A 15526-nucleotide genomic window follows, 5' to 3' on the forward strand; every position below is an offset into this window, starting at 1 on the left:
CGCAGTCACATTCATTGTGTGCGGGCGGCGAGCGCCTTCTGGACCGCGTCGATCTGGCCGCCGAACCAGGTCTGGATCGTCTGGCCCGCCGGTTCCGTCTCGGTGACGCCGATGACCGTGACCTTGTTCTGCTTGGCGATGTCGAGCAGCCTTGTCGTTGCCTCGTCGGTCACCTGCGAATTGTAGAACAGGATCTTGGCCGAGCCGTCCTTCAGGCTGTTTTCGAACGCCGCCACCTGCGTGGCGCTCGGCTCCGCATCGTTCATCAAGGCCACCTGGAAATCGTAGTTCAGCATCTTGAGACCGAGCGCTTCCGCCATGTAGCCGAAGACCGGCTCGGTAGCCGTCACCTCGGTGCCGGCATAGGTGTTCTTGACGTCGGTGATTTCCTTGTCAATGGCCTCGAGCGAGGTCTGGAATGCCTTCAGGTTCGTCTCATAATACACGGCATTGGCCGGATCGCGCTTGGCAAGGTCGGCGCTCAGCGCCTTGGCGATGGCCGGCAGCGTCGCCGGGTCGTACCACAGATGCGGGTTGTCGCCCGACTTCTTGCCGATCAGGTCGGCGGCGACGATGGTCGTGCGATCCTTGGCTGTCGAGGCCGACAGCAGCTTGTCCATCCACGGATCGTAGTCGGCGCCGTTATAGATGACGATCTTGGCGTCGGCGATGGTGCGCGCCGTCGACGGGCTGGTCTCGAACAGATGCGGATCGTCATCGGGATTGGCCAGGATGCTGGTGACGGTGACGTTGCTGCCGCCGATCTGGCGGGCAAGGTCGCCATAGAAATTCTCGGCCGCCACGATGGTCAGCTTGTCTTCGGCGCGGGCAGCCGTGCCGGTCAAAAGCGGCACCGCGACGAGCAGCGCGGCGAGAAAGGGAATGCGACGCATCCGTGGTCTCCTTGCAGTCTGAAAGGTATGTCGCCGGAGAGGCGGGCTGTGTAACTGTATAACAGTAACAATATAACGTTTGCGTCGAAAATACGGCTGATGTCAATGGGCTTTTCGAGCCGCGCAGTTTTTCACGCGCACAAAAGCGTGAGCGGCCTGCGCCGTTCAGGCGGAGCCACTCATGCCTGTCGGCTATATGCGAAAGGGCAGGCGATCGCCGGCACCGCGAGGCCGCCGCGAGCACACCGGTCGTGGCGGTATCCTGATGAATTCGCGGCGGGTAAGTTCCTTGCTTGTTGCCGTCAGTTTTGCGGACGCCTTCCCTCCCACGCGTCCTGCAACAGGGCGCGGATTGCGGCGCGGTCGAAAGGCCGCGGATTCCAGTATGGGTTCCTGGTCGCAATCTCGGCGGCGCGGTCGAGATCGGCCTGCTTGAGGCCGAGTTCTTTCAATGTAAGGGGCGCGCCGACCGCCTTGGCGAAATCGTGGAGACCGCTACCGGCGCTGCCGTCAAACAAGTCGGCGACCGGCTTCAACAAGTCGGGCACCGCGACGGCGTTGAAACCGATCGTGTGCGGCAACATCACCGCATGCGTCTCGGCATGCGGCATGTCGAAAGAGCCGCCGAGCGTGTGACAGATCTTGTGATGCAGCGCCATGCCGACGGCGCCGAGCACCGTACCGCACAGCCAGGCGCCGTAAAGCGCATCGCCGCGTGCATCGATATTTCCAGGCTCCTTGGTCAACACCGGCAGCGCCGCCGTCATGGCGCGCAATCCTTCTTTCGCCATCAGGGTGGAAATCGGATGGCGATCCTGCGCGTAAAGCGCTTCGGCCGCGTGCGCCATGGCGTTGAGTCCTGACGCGACGCTCATCGCTATCGGCAGGCCGACGGTCAGCTCTGGATCGTAGATCACCACTTCCGGCAGGATCCTTGCGTCACGCATTGTGGTTTTTTCGCCGTTCTCGGTCTGACCGAGGATCGGCGTCACCTCCGAGCCGGCATAGGTGGTCGGGATGACGATCTGCGGCAGGTCGGTGCGCCAGGCGATCGCCTTGCCGAGACCGGTGGTCGAGCCGCCGCCAAGCGCGACAACGCAGTCAGCGTTGACCTCGGTCGCCTTGGCCATTGCCGTTTGGGTTACCTCGACCGGCGTGTGCATGGCGGCGCCCGAAAAGGTGCCGGCCGCCAGCGCGCCGAGGGATTTGGCAAGCGCCTCGCCGTCGGCAGCCCGATGCGGCGTCGACAGCACCAGCGCGCGATTGCAGCCGAGTTTTTCGATCCAGGTGCCCACCTCGGACGACGCGCCATTGCCGAAGACAATATGCGCAGGGCTGCCGGAATAGGTGAACGTCCTTGTCATGCCGATCCGCTCCCTTTGCATATTATCACTGTGACGGAGCCGAAATCGAGCGACCAGCTCTCGCCGCCGGCGACATCGTTTGCGTCGTCACCGTCTCGCAAGCGGGGCCTGATCTCTCCCGCGTACTCGCAAACGTATCGCCTTGACCACAAAAACGTCAAAAAAGTATCAGTGAGGTGGACACACCGTGGTGGCGGCTGCATGAATTGCCGCCTAAGCTTCGATCACTGCAGAGAGCGGCAAACGCGGCCTGCGGGAGATGGCACTGCAACTGGTCGCATGACCGGACCGGCGCCGGGAGGAACTGACATGAATCCGGACTTGGAAGTCGTCCAGATCAGACGCGGCGAGTCGTTCAAGGCCTGGGCCCACGGCTACCCCTTCCACACGGTGCGCTGGCACTTCCACCCCGAATACGAAATCCATCACGTCGTCGCCACCACGGGCCATTATTTCGTCGGTGACTTCATCGGCGAGTTCGAGCCCGGCAATCTCGTGCTCACCGGCCCGAACCTGCCGCACAACTGGGTCAGCGACGTGCCGGCAGGCGCCAGCGTGCCGCTGCGCGGCCGCGTCGTGCAATTCTCGCAAGAGTTCATCGCAGACGCCACCGCCGCGTTGCCGGAACTTGCCGGTTGTGAAAACATTCTCGAGCTCAGCCGCCGCGGCGCGCTGTTCTCCACCGCTACCGCCAAGCTCGCCGCACCTGTGCTGGCCGAACTGGTCGAGGCGCAAGGCGTTCGCCGCATCGCGCTGTTCATGGAGCTGATCGATATTCTGAGCCGCGCCGCCGATGTACGGACGCTGACCAGCGCCGGCTATCTGCCGGATCCCTCAGGCTTCATGTCGGCCGGCGTCAACAAGGCGCTTGCCTTTATCAACGCCAACCTGACCGAGCCGTTCAGCGAAAGCGATCTGGCGGCGATTGCCGGGCGCAGCCCGAGCGCGTTTTCGCGCAGCTTCCGCCGTCATACCGGCATGGCGCTGGTTCAGTACGTCAACCGGCTGCGCATCAACCTTGCCTGCCAGTTGCTGATGAGCGAGGCCGACATGCCGATCACCGAGATCTGCTACGCCGCCGGCTACAACAACATCTCGAATTTCAACCGCCAGTTCCTGACCCAGAAAGGCATGTCGCCTTCGCGCTTCAGGGCCCTGCTGGCGGAAAACGTCAGCGCGGAGATTGCCGCCTAACAGGGAGGACCGGGAGGAGCCTAGACATTTACTGAGGTAAGAACGCGGGGTGCGTTGGAGGCGCCCCGTGCTGGAGATCGCTTGTCCCGAAATCCAGAGATATCAAGAGGATGCGCAGCACGGATCAAGTGCTCCGTTGTTCCTCGCAACAGCCGACTGCAGTCAAGGCCCGGCGCCATGTGGTGTCCAAGGCTTCATGAAACCATTCCTTGAAACGGAGCTATCGAAATGACCAGATTTGCCTGGAAATCGACGGGAGCCATCGCGCTCACTCTTTCTCTTCTTGGCGGCACCGCTGCCTTTGCCGCCCCGGTTACCGACGCCACGGTCGCCTTCTTGATGCCCGACCAGGCCTCGACGCGCTACGAGCAGCACGACTATCCCGGCTTCGTCGCCGAGATGAAAAAACTCTGCCCCGGCTGCAAGGTGATCTATCAGAACGCCGATGCCGACGCCTCGCGCCAGCAGCAGCAGTTCAACTCGGTGATCTCGCAAGGCGCCAAGGCGATCGTGCTTGACCCCGTCGACTCGACCGCCGCCGCCTCGCTGGTCAAGCTGGCGCAGAGCCAGGGCGTCAAGGTCATCGCCTATGATCGCCCGATCCCGACCGCACCTGCCGACTTCTACGTCTCGTTCAACAATGAAGGCATCGGCAAGGCCATTGCCGACTCGCTCGTCGAACACCTCAAGGCGCTGAAGGTCGACCCCGCCAGCGGCGGCCTGCTGCAGATCAACGGATCGCCGACCGACGCGGCCGCCGGGCTGATCAAGAAGGGCATCCATTCCAGCCTCGACAACAGCGGCTACAAGATCCTTGCCGAATACGACACGCCGGAATGGGCGCCGCCGAAGGCGCAGCAATGGGCAAGCGGCCAGATCACCCGCTTCTCCACGCAGATCGTCGGCGTCGTTGCGGCCAATGACGGCACCGGTGGTGGCGCCATCGCCGCCTTCAAGGCCGCCGGTGTCGATCCGGTACCGCCGGTGACCGGCAACGACGCGACGATCGCCGCACTGCAGCTGATCATCGCCGGCGATCAGTACAACACCATCTCCAAGCCGAGCGAGATCGTTGCGGCGGCTGCCGCCAACGTCGCCGTCCAGCTTCTGTCGGGCGAGACGCCGAAGGCCGAAATGACCCTCTACGACACCCCATCGCAGCTGTTCACGCCGGCGGTGGTGACGCAGGAAAACCTCAAGGCCGAGATCATCGACAAGAAGATCAACACCGCCGAAGAGCTCTGCGTCGACCGCTATGCCGAAGGCTGCAAGAAGCTCGGCATCACAAAGTGACAATGCAGGTCGCCCAAAATCGCGCAGCGGTTTTGGGATAAGACATGCATAAAAGGATGACCTAGAATCCTGATCCTGCTTTCCGGCCGCCCTTGCGGCGGCCGGAAGTTCGCAGTCACTCTTGACCGTCCATCCGGAAAGGTTTGCCACCATGTCTGACATCTCTGACGGACCGGTTTCGGCAGGCGAGCTGGTGCTCAGCCTGCGCGGCATCTCGAAGAATTTCGGCGCCGTTTCGGCGCTCACCGATATCGATCTCGATGTCCATGCCGGCGAGGTGGTGGCGCTGGTCGGCGACAATGGCGCCGGCAAGTCGACGCTGGTCAAGATTCTGGCCGGCGTCCACCAGCCGAGCTCGGGCACCATCAATTTCCGCGGCAGGCAAGTGACGATGCCCGACCCGAGCGCCGCGCTGACGCTCGGCATCGCCACCGTTTTCCAGGATCTGGCGCTGTGCGAAAACCTGGACGTCGTAGCCAACATCTTTCTCGGCAAGGAGCTCAACCCGCTGCGGCTGGACGAGGTGGCGATGGAAATTCGCGCCTGGACGCTGCTCAACGAATTGTCGGCGCGTATTCCAAGCGTCCGCGAGGCGGTCGCCTCGCTGTCCGGCGGCCAGCGCCAGACGGTGGCGATCGCCCGCTCGCTGCTGCTCGACCCCAAGGTCATCCTCCTCGACGAGCCGACCGCCGCGCTTGGCGTCGCCCAGACGGCGGAAGTGCTGAACCTCATCGACCGGGTGCGCGAACGTGGGCTCGGCGTGCTGATGATCAGTCACAATATGGAGGACGTGCGCGCCGTCGCCGATCGCATCGTGGTGCTCAGGCTCGGCCGCAACAACGGCGTCTTCGAACCCGACGCCTCGAACCAGGAACTGGTCAGCGCCATCACCGGCGCCGCCAACAATGCAGTGTCGCGCCGCGCCGAACGGCGCAAGGCCGCCGAACAAGCGAACAATCAGGAGCAGCGGCCATGAGCGCGGAGCCCAAGCAGGACACCTCCTCGTCGACGGCGCTCGACCGCAGCGACGTCCGCGTCAAGCACCAGGCCGGCGTTGGTGGCGCCATCAGCGCCTTCTTCGACCGCGTCCGCTCCGGCGACCTCGGCTCGCTGCCGGTGATTGTCGGACTGGTCATCATCTGGAGCGTGTTCACTGCCCTCAATCCGGTCTTCGTCTCGTCGAGCAATCTGGTCAATCTCCTGTTCGACTGCTCGACCGTCGGCGTCATCGCGCTCGGTATCGTCTGTGTGCTGATGGTCGGTGAGATCGACCTGTCGGTCGGCTCGATCAGCGGCTTTGCTTCGGCCATGGTCGGCACGCTGTGGGTCAACCAGGGCTGGCCGGTGGCGCTCGCCATCCTCGCCGCGATCGCCGTCGGCGGCTTCATCGGCGCGCTCTATGCCTTGCTGTTCAACCGGCTCGGCATGCCGAGTTTCGTCTCGACGCTGGCCGGCTTGCTCGCCGTGCTGGGCCTGCAGCTGTATATTCTGGGCTCCACCGGCTCGATCAATCTGCCCTATGGCTCGAACCTGGTGAATTTCGGCCAGTTGCTGGTCATGCCGGACTGGCTGTCCTATGCACTGGCGGCATTGCCCGGCATTGTCATGCTGATCGCCGGCCTGCGCACCGTCAGCCGCCGCCGGGCCGTCAATTTGTCGGCGCCGTCTGTCGGCGGCCTCATCGTGCGCGTCGCCGCCCTGACCATCCTGCTCGAACTGATCGTCGGTTATCTCAACCAGGCGCGCGGCATACCGTGGATGTTCGGCCTGTTCGTCGGCCTGGTGGTGGCGATGAACTATGCGCTGACCCGCACCCAATGGGGCCGCTCGATGACCGCCGTCGGCGGCAACCGCGAAGCGGCGCGCCGCGCCGGCATCAAGGTGCGCTCGATCTACCTCAGCGCCTTCGTCATGTGCTCGATGTTCGCCGCCCTTGGCGGCGTGCTGTCGGCGGCGCGGCTGGCCTCTGCCAGCCAGCAGGCCGGCACCGGCGACGTCAACCTCAACGCCATTGCGGCGGCGGTCATAGGCGGCACCAGCCTGTTTGGCGGCCGTGGCAGCGCCTATTCCGCGCTGCTCGGGATCATCGTCATCCAGTCGATCGCCAGCGGGCTGACCTTGCTCGATCTGTCATCGTCGCTTCGCTACATGATCACCGGCGCCGTTCTGGCAATTGCGGTCATCGTCGACTCCCTGGCACGCCGCTCGCGGGTTTCCCACGGCCGCGCCTGAACGCAACCGCAATCGATACGAGGATAGAATGGCTCAGGATTTGAGTGGAAAGGTCGCGGCGATCACCGGCGCCGCGTCGGGCATAGGCCTGGAATGCGCGAGAGCGCTGATTGCCGCCGGCGTTCGCGTTGTGCTCGTCGACCGCGCCGAAGACGCGCTGAAAAGCGTCTGCACCGAACTCGGTCCCGACGCGATCCCGCTGGTGATCGATCTGATGAAGCCGGCCAGCGTCGCGACGATGATGCCGCAAATCCTGGACAAGGCCGGCCCGCTCGATATCTTCCACGCCAATGCCGGCGCCTATGTCGGCGGCCCGGTGCTCGAAGGCGACCCCGATGTGTGGGACCGCATGCTGAACCTCAACATCAATGCGGTCTTTCGTTCCATCCACGCCGTGCTGCCGCATATGGTCGAACGCAAGACCGGCGACATCATCGTCACGTCTTCGATCGCCGGACTGGTGCCCGTGGTCTGGGAGCCGATCTACACAGCGTCGAAACACGCCGTGCAGGCCTTCGTCCATACGGTGCGCCGCCAGGTCGCCCCGCACGGCCTGCGCGTCGGCGCGGTGCAGCCGGGGCCGGTGGTGACAGCGCTGATCAGCGACTGGCCGAAGGACAAGCTTGAGGATGAACTGGCCAAGGGCGGCCTGATTCAACCGGTCGAGGTCGCCGAAGCCGTGCTGTTCATGCTGACTAGGCCACGGAACGTCACCATCCGGGACCTGGTGATCCTGCCGCAGAGCAATGATTTGTGAGGCAGTAGGCATTAGGCAGTAGGGAATGGGGAGAGGCTCTTGCAACTGGCCGTTCACTGCTGACCATCTCGCCTACTGCCTACTGCCTACTGCCTACTGCCTACTGCCTAACTTCTGAGGTTTCCCATGTCCCACTTCCTCGGCATCGACGTCGGCACTGGCAGTGCCAGGGCGGGGGTGTTCGACAGCAAGGGCACCATGCTTGCCTCGGCGAAGCGCGACATCGCTCTGTTCATCGAGTCCGGCGAAATCGCCGAACAGTCGAGCGAGGACATCTGGCGCGCGGTTTGCGCCAGCGTGCGCGAGGCGGTGACGGAGTCGGGGCTTGCCGGGCGCGACATTGCCGGCATTGGCTTCGACGCCACCTGTTCGCTGGTCGTGGTCGGCCAGGATGGCGCGCCGTTGCCGGCCGGCAGTTCCGGCGACAGCCAGCGCAACATCATCGTCTGGATGGATCACCGCGCGCTCGACCAGGCGCAGCGCATCAATGCCGGCAAGCACGCCGTGCTCGACTATGTCGGCGGCACCATCTCGCCGGAAATGGAAACGCCGAAGCTGCTGTGGCTGCGCGAGAACCTGCCCGCCACCTTCGATGCGGCCGAGCATTTCTTCGACCTGACGGACTATCTGACCTGGCGCTCAACCGGCAGCCTGGCGCGCTCGATCTGCACGCTGACCTGCAAATGGACCTATCTCGGCCACGAGCGGCGCTGGGACGATGCCTATTTCCGTGCCATCGGCCTCGGCGCGCTCGCCGATGAAGGCTTTGCCCGCATCGGCACCGAAATCGTCGAGGGTGGCACGGCACTTGCCCAAGGCCTCACTGAGGCCGCCGCGGCCGATCTCGGCCTGCTGCCGGGAACGCCGGTTGCGGCCGGCCTGATCGATGCCCATGCCGGCGGCGTCGGCACGGTTGGCGGGCAGGGCTCGGTCGGCACCTTGCAGTCGCGCATGGCCTATGTGTTCGGCACTTCGGCCTGCACCATGGCCAGCACCAGCGAGCCGGCCTTCGTGCCCGGCGTCTGGGGTCCGTATTTTTCCTCGATGGTGCCGGGGCTTTGGCTCAATGAAGGCGGGCAATCGGCGGCGGGTGCTGCAATCGACCACCTCGTCGCTTTCCATCCGGCCACGGCTGAGGCATCCGCAAAAGCCAAGGCGGAAGGTCTCGGCCTGACCGCTTGGCTTGGTCAGCAGGCGGCGAAACAGTCCGCCGACCTGTCCGCAGTAGCGCACCTAGCCGATGGACTGCATGTCGTGCCGGAATTCCTCGGCAACCGCTCGCCCTTCGCCGATCCCGAGTCCAAGGCACTGATCGCCGGGCTTGGCATGGACACGTCCCTCGACAGTCTGGTCGCGCTCTATGTCGCCGGCCTGCTGGGCATCGGCTACGGCGTTCGCCAGATCCTGGCGGCGATGGCCAAAAAAGGCATTGCCATCGACACTATCGTCGTCAGCGGCGGTGCGGCGCAAAGCGAGCTGGTACGTCAGCTTTTGGCCGACACCACAGGCCTGACCGTCGCCGGTTCGACCTCGCCCGAACCGGTGCTGCTCGGCTCAGCCATATTGGCTGCGGTGGCGGCGCAAAAATTTCCCGATGTGATCGCGGCGATGACCGGCATGTCGCGCATCGGCGACATCTATCGCCCGGCCGGTGGCGACCTCGTGCCCTGGCACGACAAGCGCTTCGCCGCCTTCGAATTGCTGCAGCAGGCAGGCCGGGCCATCCGCGATTGAACGGCTTCGCTCACGTCCAGAAATAGCGGACGATGTGGAAGAACACCGGTGCGGCGAAGACCAGGCTGTCGGCGCGGTCCATCATGCCGCCGTGACCCTCGATCAGGTGACCCCAGTCCTTGACGCCCTGGTCGCGCTTGATCGCCGACGCCACCAGCCCGCCGAGGAACCCCATCAGGCAGGCGATGAAGGCGACGCCTGCCGCCGCCAGCGGCGAGAACGGCGTCAGGAACGACAGCAGCGCGCCGAGAAGGCTCGATGCCACCAGCCCGCCGCCCAGCCCTTCCCAGGTCTTCGAGGGCGAGACGGAGGGCGACAGAAGATGCCTGCCGAACAGCTTGCCGAAAATGTATTGCAGCACGTCGCTGCCTTGCACGGTGATGATCAGGAAGGCGATGAGCAGGAGGTTGCGGCCCTCGAAACCGGGCACGTTGAGGGTCAGCAGCGCCGGCACATGGCTGACGCAGTAGACCGAGATCATGACCGCCCATTGCTGCGCGGACACGCGCTCGAGGAAGCGCTCGGTGTCGCCGTTGAGCGCGGTGACCGCCGGCATCAAGAGGAAGCAGTAGACGGGGATGAAAATGGTGAAGAGCCCGTACCAGGCGGTCCACACCAGCCAGTACTGGAAGGGAATGATGATGCCGAACATGCCGAGCAGCACCCAGTGGTCGCTGCGCCGGCTGTGCGTCAGCGTCACGAACTCGCGCAGCGCGGCAAACGAGATCAGCGCAAACAGGATGGTCATGCCGGTGCGGCCGAAGAAGAAGGCGACGGTGATCGCCAGCACCATCACCCACCAGGCGTTGATGCGCTGGTTCAAGTTGACGAGCGTCGAGGGCAGCGGCTTCGGCGCCCGCCATGAGAGGATACCGGCAACGATGCTCGCCATGGTCAGCACGCAGATCAGGCCGGCCAGCAGGATGACGGTTTCATGCATTGGCGGCAGTGTCATACGAAGTCTCTTTGCCTGGTCATGCTAGTGGTCCCGATCGGGACGCGGGTTGAGCGACAGCAGCGTCTGGCGCGCGCGCTCGAGGAAGGTGCGGCGTTCTTCGCCGGGCGCGATCGCCACCGGCGGACCGAAGACGACGCGGCACAGAAGCGGCACCGGCAGGAACTGGCCCTTGGGCAGCACGCGCGACATGTTCTCGATCCAGCACGGGATGAGTTCGACATCGGGCCGCGCCATCGACAGATTGTAGAGGCCGGAGCGGAACGGCAGCAGATCCGCCTCCGTCGTGTTGCGAGTGCCTTCGGGAAACAGGATCAGCGAGTGGCCGTCGTCGAGCACCGACAGCATGATCGAGATCGGGTGTTGCGTTTCGTCGGTCCACTGCCGGTGGATGAGCACGGACGACAGCATGTCCTGCGCGATGAAGCGGCGCAGCCGCGACTTGCCCCAATATTCGGCCGCCGCGATCGCATGGGTCCGGGCGCGCACCTTCTCACTCAGACAGGCCGACAGCAGGATGAAATCACCATGGCTGGCATGGTTGGCGAAGTAGATGCGCTGCCGCTCCGACGGCTGGCTGCCGTTCCAGATTGGTCTGACGCCGGTTACCACCCAGGCCGCCGCCGACAGGCCGACCGACGTCACCGTCTGCAGCAAGGTGAAGGTGTTGGCGCGCAGGTGAAGTTTTGTCATGGCTCAAACAAATGCTGCGAAAAGGGATGCCGCAGCAAACATGGCGAGCGCCATGCGCTGCCTTGTCAGCAGGCGGCGCGTGCCTGCCATGCGATGGTCGAGCGAGCGGCCGCCGGCAGTGGTGGATTTCAGGCGCATGCGCGCCAGCACATCGTCGACCGCGGCACCCCCGGCGGCCTCGCTGGCGTGGCTTGCCATCAGCCGGAACAGCAGCGCATCGAACAAAAGCAAGGCCGAAAGAGCCAGCGTGGCCACGGCGCTCGCCGCCGCGACCAGCCAGGCCGCCGCGGACAGCGCTGTCGTCTGCGGTCCGGCCACCAGGCCGATGACCGGCGCTGCCATCACAGCCGCGACCACCAGCAGGATCGGCCACACCGCCTGCACCATCAGCCCGGCGGCGAATATTTCGGCCTTCTCGGGAAAATTGTCGCCACTCATGCCGGCCAACTCATGTCGGTTCTTCCAGCCCCGGTTCATCCAGCCCGATCTGAAGGTGCACGGGCCTGCCCGACGCGGCGAGTTTCTTGCGCGCCTGTGCAGCTGTGTACGAGCGCCCCGTCACCACCAGCCAGTCGGCGACGACGGCTGCACTGCGCTGGAAGCCGAGCGCGCAGCAGACCAGGACGGTGCCGCGCCGGCGCGCCAGCTCGATCGCCGCCACCGCTCGCTCCAGCCTGTCGTGAGGCGGCGCCACGAGGTCGAGCATCGCGTAGCTGATCCAGCGGCAGGTCACGCCGCGCGGCCGTTCCATCTCGCCGGCAAGGTCGATCACTGTGCCGAAGCGGTTGGCCTCGTCGGCACTCGGAAACCGGCCGAGGAAAACACCGTCGGTGATCTCCGCTTGCGGCGCCAGTTGGCGGGTCCATACCCACACATTGATCCGGGCGCCAAGCCGGTAGGGCAGGAGCAGGATGCGGCTGGCCAGTGAGACACTGGCATCGGCCGCCTTCTGGAACACTTTGGCGCCGGCCCCGGCATAGGCGAAGGCGACGATGGCCAGCGCCAATGCCGGCCACAACAGGATGAGAAAATCGGCGGAGACAAACGCTCCGCCGGCAGCGCCGGCCAAGGCAAGGGCGGCGCCCAGCGCGTAGTAGCCCGCCAGCCGCCGCGCCTTGGGGTCGGCGGTCAGACGAAAACCCCAGAAAGGCAATTCGCCCTTGAACGGAAACAGCCATAGCGCAAACAGGCCGAGCAGCGCGCCGGTCGGAATGTCGATGAAATGATGCTGCCACGTCGTCAGCACCGAGGCGCCGATGAGAAAACACCAGACGTGCCAGACGGGGCGGAGAATGCCGCCGAGACGGTGACGTGCCAGAACGTGACGCCAATGGTCCCAGATGATCACCAGGAGTGCGATGTGCAGGGATGGCGCCTGGTTGAACGGCTTGTCGAAACCACCGAGCACTGCAAACAGGAAACCCGGCAGGCCGGTGGTTTCCGGCCGCACGAATGTCGCCGTCAGCGGGAACGCGATGAAGCAGGCGACGGCAATGATCTGCGCCGAGAGATAACGGCCGGCGAGCCGGTCGACACCGCGCCTGGTCGTGTTGAGCAGCAACGATAGGCCGTAGAACAGATTGATCGACCAATAGGGCACGATCGTCCAGGCGACGAAAGGGATGGCGTGTTCCCAGGCAAACACGATGCTGCCGACATGGTCGCGCCGCGACGCCAGCCAGTTGGCAAAGCCATAGGTCGAATAGAAGAACGGCGCCAGCAGCGCCAGCCAAAGGGCGGCCCTCAGCACGATGCCCAAATAGGGTTCCCGCGCCGGGGCAGGGTCAGTGACAGGCAGGGCCATGGTCTCAGACGCGCCGTGCGACCGAGACGGTGAAGATGCCCCATTGGTCGATGCGCTGGTCGATCTTTTCGAAACCGGCAGCCGTCACCAACTGGTCCATCTCGCCCTGCGTGCGCCGCCGCATCACCCAGGCCTGGCCGCCGCGATGCGAGGTCAGGCTGCGCGCGATCATCTCCAGCTGCGGATGCCATGGCTGGTTGGTGTAGACGAGCAGGCTGCCGGACTGCATGGCGCTGGCCAGCCCGCCGAGCGAGCGGGAAATCATCGTGTTGTCGGCGAACAATTCGTAAAGCCCGGAGACGATGGCGAGGTCCGGCGCCGGCTTTTGCCCGGCCAGCATGTCGGCATCGAAGGCGTCGGCCTGGTGGAAGCTGACGCTGGTCGGCAGACGCCGCTCGGCGATCAGCTTCGAACCCAACCCGACATTGAGCTCGGAATAATCCTGCAGCCGCACGCTTGCTGGTGGTTCAGTGCATTTGGCGACGGCATCGAGCACATAGCGGCCGTGACCGGCGGCGATGTCGAGCATGTGGACGGGACGGCCGGCTGCCTTCAGGCTGGCGGCGGCGTTGCCGATCAGCTCTTCCAGATGCAGCTTGCGCTGGCGGATGCCGCGCCAGCCGATGGCGTCGAGGAAGGTGCGGTCGACCATGCGGCCGATGAAGCCGGTGCCGCGCGCATCGTTCTCGTAGACATAGTCGAGCGTCGAGCCGGAATCGAAGCCGGTGGCGATGCCGATCTTCATGCCCGAAGACAGCCAGGCGCCCATGCGGATCGAGGCGCGACTCATCGCCCAGAAAATTCCCTTGGGCGACAACAGCGTCAGCGGCGAGGCGAGCCTCTCGGCCTCGTCGCGGGTGTAGCCGGCGCGGTCGGCCTGAAGCAAGTCGATGGTTTTCTCCGGCGTGGCAAATTGCTTTTCGAGGAACGGCCGGATCAAGTCCAGCGCCTGCTGGCGATCGCGCTCGCCCAGCGTGTCGTGGAAGAAGCCGGGCAGCACATGCCGCTCCTTGGCGCTGCTGCCGAGATTGACGAAGAATTCGTGCTGCGGTCCATGCCGCACCACCCAATCGCTGCCGGAGATCAAGAACTGCGTCGGCACGGTGATGGCGCGCGCGTCCGAGACGATGCGGGCAGCGTGGTCGTAAAGCTCGACCAGGATGTTGGAGGCGATCGGTCGCGTGATCAGCGGATCGGCGTCGAAGGAAGCGATGCGCTCGGCATCATGCGTCAGGAACTTCGCCTTGACGTAGGAATTGACGAAGAAGCGGCCCTTGAGCTTCTGCCACAGCGCAATGCCCTCTTTGGCGAAGGGCACGTAGAGCTTGACCGAAAAGGCCGGTGAAGCCACCACCAGCGCGCGGATGTCGGGCGCATAGTCATGCACCCAGGCAGCGGCCAGCACGGCGCCGAAGGACTGCGCGATCAGCGCGATGTCGCGCTGGCCAAAACCATCCCGGCCGATCTCGCGCACCAGGCAGTCGATGTCACGAACCAGGGCGGCAAAGGATGGCGCATAGCCGCGCTCGCCGGCCGATCGGCCATTGCCGCGCGCGTCCCAGGCGTAGAAGGCATGGTCGGGCATGGCGAGTTCGTCGACCAGATGCGCCATGCGGCCGCCATGCTCGTGGCCGCGATGGAACAGAAGGATCGCACCCTTTGGCGTCGACCCGGCGGCCGGCCAGTAGCGGTAGAAGATCTCGGTGCCGTCATGGCTCTTGAACGTGCGCTCCTGCGCGATGCGCTCGAGGCTTGCCGGTGCTCCGGCTGCAATGGTCTGGTGGATCATGGTTTCCCTCTGGCGGTCGGGTGCCTGACGCTTTGGCATCATGCGCCGCCCGCTCTAAGGCCGCCGCGTATCCGGTTGATGGCGGTTACGACTGACAGTGTAGCCATGACCGGAAACACAAAGGGCACAATCGCTTGGAACCACAGGCCGCAGGCGATGAGGAAGGCGATGACGCCGAGCACCAGGGCTCGGTCGCTCTTGCCGAACGGCCCGGCATAGTTGCGCCCGCTGCCTGCGGCAACGCCAAACACGCCGGCGAACTCGACAAGCATGGCGGTAATAGCGAAGGCGACGACACCCCAGGCCGGGAACAAGGTGGCAAAGGCCAGGATCAGCGCCAGGTCCGAGACGACGTCGCAGAGTTCGTTGAGATACATGCCGAGTTTTGATGCTTGCCCATGTTCCCTGGCCAGCATCCCGTCAATGGCGTTGAGCGCCATGCGCACGAACAGCACCACCGGCATCAAGAGGAAAACCAGGGGATGGAAGGCAAAGGCCGCGACCACCAGGCCGGTGGCGATGGAGAGCGCGGCGGCGAGAAGCGTGATCTGGTTGGCGGTGACGCCGGCATCGGCCAGCCGGTCGGCCAGCGGCCGCAGCCTGGCCTGAAAGGCCGGTTTCAGTTGATAAAGCGTTGGCATGTGCGATCCCCCAACCGCGGCTCATGACAGTGTCGGCGAGATTGGTCAATCGGCAGGCAGGGCGCAAGGGCTCGCACCAGCATCCGCACCGTTGCGGGACTCGAAACTCCCGGCATGGATGCAGAGGCGCAGCCGAAGATCTCGGCCAAGCAGGATGTTGCGCGCTACAAACCGCCT

At 64.6% G+C, this 15526-nt stretch carries 14 protein-coding genes; 6 read left to right on the plus strand and 8 right to left on the minus strand.

The window, feature by feature from the left end; all coding sequences use genetic code 11:
* Positions 1-11 precede the first annotated feature (11 nt).
* A complete protein-coding gene (locus AC3EMP_RS15570; protein ID WP_023712495.1) occupies positions 12-893 on the minus strand; it encodes a metal ABC transporter solute-binding protein, Zn/Mn family in 882 nt (293 codons plus the stop codon).
* A 302-nt stretch (positions 894-1195) separates the two neighbouring features.
* Positions 1196-2257: a maleylacetate reductase gene (locus AC3EMP_RS15575; protein ID WP_023695499.1), complete on the minus strand. Its 1062-nt coding sequence runs from the start codon at positions 2255-2257 to the stop codon at positions 1196-1198.
* 309 nt (positions 2258-2566) lie between these two features.
* On the opposite strand from AC3EMP_RS15575, the gene AC3EMP_RS15580 reads away from it, so the two are divergent.
* The 6 genes from AC3EMP_RS15580 to AC3EMP_RS15605 all read left to right on the plus strand — a co-directional run bounded on the left by AC3EMP_RS15580 (position 2567) and on the right by AC3EMP_RS15605 (position 9467).
* Complete coding sequence (locus tag AC3EMP_RS15580) at positions 2567-3451, plus strand: AraC family transcriptional regulator (protein ID WP_352710052.1); 885 nt, start codon at positions 2567-2569, stop codon at positions 3449-3451.
* A 228-nt stretch (positions 3452-3679) separates the two neighbouring features.
* Positions 3680-4744: an ABC transporter substrate-binding protein gene (locus tag AC3EMP_RS15585; RefSeq protein WP_023672498.1), complete on the plus strand. Its 1065-nt coding sequence runs from the start codon at positions 3680-3682 to the stop codon at positions 4742-4744.
* Positions 4745-4895: 151 nt separating this feature from the next.
* Positions 4896-5720: an ATP-binding cassette domain-containing protein gene (locus AC3EMP_RS15590; RefSeq protein WP_023695497.1), complete on the plus strand. Its 825-nt coding sequence runs from the start codon at positions 4896-4898 to the stop codon at positions 5718-5720.
* Positions 5717-6976 carry a sugar ABC transporter permease gene (locus AC3EMP_RS15595; protein WP_023695496.1) on the plus strand — a complete coding sequence of 420 codons (1260 nt, stop codon included), beginning with the start codon at positions 5717-5719 and terminating at the stop codon, positions 6974-6976. The genes AC3EMP_RS15590 and AC3EMP_RS15595 overlap by 4 nt, the downstream gene beginning before the upstream one ends.
* A gap of 28 nt (positions 6977-7004) precedes the next feature.
* The gene (locus AC3EMP_RS15600) at positions 7005-7733 is read left to right on the plus strand and encodes an SDR family oxidoreductase (protein ID WP_023685460.1); all 729 of its coding nucleotides are present in this window, start codon (positions 7005-7007) and stop codon (positions 7731-7733) included.
* Between the two features lie 126 nt (positions 7734-7859).
* On the plus strand, positions 7860-9467 hold the full coding sequence (locus tag AC3EMP_RS15605) for an FGGY-family carbohydrate kinase (RefSeq protein WP_352710055.1): 1608 nt from the start codon (positions 7860-7862) through the stop codon (positions 9465-9467).
* A gap of 10 nt (positions 9468-9477) precedes the next feature.
* Here AC3EMP_RS15605 and AC3EMP_RS15610 read toward each other — a convergent pair whose 3' ends face one another.
* The 6 genes from AC3EMP_RS15610 to AC3EMP_RS15635 are packed head-to-tail and all read right to left on the minus strand — an operon-like array spanning position 9478 to position 15349.
* Entirely contained in the window at positions 9478-10407 is a 930-nt protein-coding gene (locus AC3EMP_RS15610; protein ID WP_031193489.1) for a phosphatidate cytidylyltransferase, read from the minus strand.
* Positions 10408-10446: 39 nt separating this feature from the next.
* Positions 10447-11115, minus strand: coding sequence for a lysophospholipid acyltransferase family protein (locus AC3EMP_RS15615; RefSeq protein ID WP_023672504.1), 669 nt, complete (start codon positions 11113-11115; stop codon positions 10447-10449).
* 3 nt (positions 11116-11118) lie between these two features.
* Positions 11119-11553 carry a hypothetical protein gene (locus tag AC3EMP_RS15620; protein ID WP_023693832.1) on the minus strand — a complete coding sequence of 145 codons (435 nt, stop codon included), beginning with the start codon at positions 11551-11553 and terminating at the stop codon, positions 11119-11121.
* Between the two features lie 10 nt (positions 11554-11563).
* A complete protein-coding gene (locus tag AC3EMP_RS15625) occupies positions 11564-12919 on the minus strand; it encodes a phosphatase PAP2/dual specificity phosphatase family protein (RefSeq protein WP_023807771.1) in 1356 nt (451 codons plus the stop codon).
* Between the two features lie 4 nt (positions 12920-12923).
* Positions 12924-14705: a bifunctional alpha/beta hydrolase/class I SAM-dependent methyltransferase gene (locus AC3EMP_RS15630; protein ID WP_488494730.1), complete on the minus strand. Its 1782-nt coding sequence runs from the start codon at positions 14703-14705 to the stop codon at positions 12924-12926.
* A 41-nt stretch (positions 14706-14746) separates the two neighbouring features.
* On the minus strand, positions 14747-15349 hold the full coding sequence (locus AC3EMP_RS15635; RefSeq protein ID WP_352710059.1) for a CDP-alcohol phosphatidyltransferase family protein: 603 nt from the start codon (positions 15347-15349) through the stop codon (positions 14747-14749).
* Between the last annotated feature and the right edge of the window lie 177 nt (positions 15350-15526).

It is taken from the genome of Mesorhizobium sp. P160219 (assembly GCF_057786095.1).

What these genes read in the sequence shown, in the direction of transcription:
- AC3EMP_RS15575 (WP_023695499.1), bottom strand. Translation starts at nt 2,257, where the DNA reads ATGACAAGGACGTTCACCTATTCCGGCAGCCCTGCGCATATTGTCTTC.
- AC3EMP_RS15590 (WP_023695497.1), top strand. Translation starts at nt 4,896, where the DNA reads ATGTCTGACATCTCTGACGGACCGGTTTCGGCAGGCGAGCTGGTGCTC.
- AC3EMP_RS15600 (WP_023685460.1), top strand. Translation starts at nt 7,005, where the DNA reads ATGGCTCAGGATTTGAGTGGAAAGGTCGCGGCGATCACCGGCGCCGCG.
- AC3EMP_RS15615 (WP_023672504.1), bottom strand. Translation starts at nt 11,115, where the DNA reads ATGACAAAACTTCACCTGCGCGCCAACACCTTCACCTTGCTGCAGACG.
- AC3EMP_RS15580 (WP_352710052.1), top strand. Translation starts at nt 2,567, where the DNA reads ATGAATCCGGACTTGGAAGTCGTCCAGATCAGACGCGGCGAGTCGTTC.
- AC3EMP_RS15570 (WP_023712495.1), bottom strand. Translation starts at nt 893, where the DNA reads ATGCGTCGCATTCCCTTTCTCGCCGCGCTGCTCGTCGCGGTGCCGCTT.
- AC3EMP_RS15585 (WP_023672498.1), top strand. Translation starts at nt 3,680, where the DNA reads ATGACCAGATTTGCCTGGAAATCGACGGGAGCCATCGCGCTCACTCTT.
- AC3EMP_RS15595 (WP_023695496.1), top strand. Translation starts at nt 5,717, where the DNA reads ATGAGCGCGGAGCCCAAGCAGGACACCTCCTCGTCGACGGCGCTCGAC.
- AC3EMP_RS15635 (WP_352710059.1), bottom strand. Translation starts at nt 15,349, where the DNA reads ATGCCAACGCTTTATCAACTGAAACCGGCCTTTCAGGCCAGGCTGCGG.
- AC3EMP_RS15620 (WP_023693832.1), bottom strand. Translation starts at nt 11,553, where the DNA reads ATGAGTGGCGACAATTTTCCCGAGAAGGCCGAAATATTCGCCGCCGGG.
- AC3EMP_RS15625 (WP_023807771.1), bottom strand. Translation starts at nt 12,919, where the DNA reads ATGGCCCTGCCTGTCACTGACCCTGCCCCGGCGCGGGAACCCTATTTG.
- AC3EMP_RS15610 (WP_031193489.1), bottom strand. Translation starts at nt 10,407, where the DNA reads ATGCATGAAACCGTCATCCTGCTGGCCGGCCTGATCTGCGTGCTGACC.
- AC3EMP_RS15605 (WP_352710055.1), top strand. Translation starts at nt 7,860, where the DNA reads ATGTCCCACTTCCTCGGCATCGACGTCGGCACTGGCAGTGCCAGGGCG.